The following is a 1,621-nucleotide window of genomic DNA, read 5'->3' as shown; positions in this document are numbered from 1 at the left end:
GTGGTTCTCTCGAAAGAATAGCGTTTTATTGATCTTTTGTGGTCAAGTTTTTAAGAGCACACGGTGGATGCCTTGGCATTAGGAGCCGAAGAAGGACGTAGGAATCTGCGATAAGCCTGGGGGAGTCGATAACCGGACTGTGATCCCAGGGTGTCCGAATGGGGAAACCCCGCCAGGGGCGCGAGCTGCCTGGTGACCCGCATCTGAACACATAGGGTGCGTGGAGGGAACGCGGGGAAGTGAAACATCTCAGTACCCGCAGGAAGAGAAAACAATAGTGATTCCGTCAGTAGTGGCGAGCGAACGCGGATCAGGCTAAACCGTTCCATGTGTGATAGCCGGCGGGCGTTGCATGGTCGGGGTTGTGGGACTTCCCATTCTGTCTCTGCCGGGACAGTGGGGTGTGTAGTACAGGCATAGGTGAACGGTCTTGAAAGGCCGGCCAGAGAGGGTGTGAGCCCCGTAACCGAAATGTTGTGTACCGCCCGGGGAGTATCCCAAGTAGCACGGGGCCCGAGAAATCCCGTGTGAATCTGTCAGGACCACCTGATAAGCCTAAATACTCCCTAATGACCGATAGCGGACCAGTACCGTGAGGGAAAGGTGAAAAGTACCCCGGGAGGGGAGTGAAACAGTACCTGAAACCGTGTGCTTACAATCCGTCGGAGCCAGTCTGATTCTGGTGACGGCGTGCCTTTTGAAGAATGAGCCTGCGAGTTAGTGTTACGTCGCGAGGTTAACCCGTGTGGGGAAGCCGTAGCGAAAGCGAGTCTGAATAGGGCGTTGCAGTGGCGTGATCTAGACCCGAAGCGAAGTGATCTACCCATGGCCAGGTTGAAGCGACGGTAAGACGTCGTGGAGGACCGAACCCACTTCAGTTGAAAATGGAGGGGATGAGCTGTGGGTAGGGGTGAAAGGCCAATCAAACTTCGTGATAGCTGGTTCTCCCCGAAATGCATTTAGGTGCAGCGTTGCGTGTTTCTTACCGGAGGTAGAGCTACTGGATGGCTAATGGGCCCTACAAGGTTACTGACGTCAGCCAAACTCCGAATGCCGGTAAGTGAGAGCGCAGCAGTGAGACTGTGGGGGATAAGCTTCATAGTCGAGAGGGAAACAGCCCAGACCACCAACTAAGGCCCCTAAGCGTGTGCTAAGTGGGAAAGGATGTGGAGTTGCGAAGACAACCAGGAGGTTGGCTTAGAAGCAGCCATCCTTAAAAGAGTGCGTAATAGCTCACTGGTCAAGTGATTCCGCGCCGACAATGTAGCGGGGCTCAAGTACACCGCCGAAGTTGTGGATTTCAGATATTAGCTAAGCCGCCCCTTGTGGGTTGGTTCAGGCGTCTGGAGTGGTAGGGGAGCGTCGTGTGGGCAGTGAAGTCGCGGTGTAAACCAGCGGTGGAGCCTACACGAGTGAGAATGCAGGCATGAGTAGCGAAAGACGGGTGAGAAACCCGTCCGCCGAATGATCAAGGGTTCCAGGGTCAAGCTAATCTGCCCTGGGTAAGTCGGGACCTAAGGCGAGGCCGACAGGCGTAGTCGATGGACAACGGGTTGATATTCCCGTACCGGCGAAAAACCGCCCATGCTGAACAGGGGATACTAACCGCCCAATACCTGCC

Annotated in this window: 1 rRNA gene; it reads left to right on the top strand. The window is 55.2% G+C overall.

Going from position 1 to position 1,621, the window contains the following annotated elements:
- Positions 1–40: 40 nt before the first annotated feature.
- Positions 41–1,621, top strand: a 23S ribosomal RNA gene (locus J2W14_RS21170); the annotation flags it as partial.

This window comes from Pseudarthrobacter oxydans (assembly GCF_030812335.1).
Lineage (GTDB): Bacteria > Actinomycetota > Actinomycetes > Actinomycetales > Micrococcaceae > Arthrobacter > Arthrobacter oxydans_B.
The sequence above is the reverse complement of the archived record's forward strand: the minus strand, read 5'-3'. Positions and strand labels throughout refer to the sequence as shown.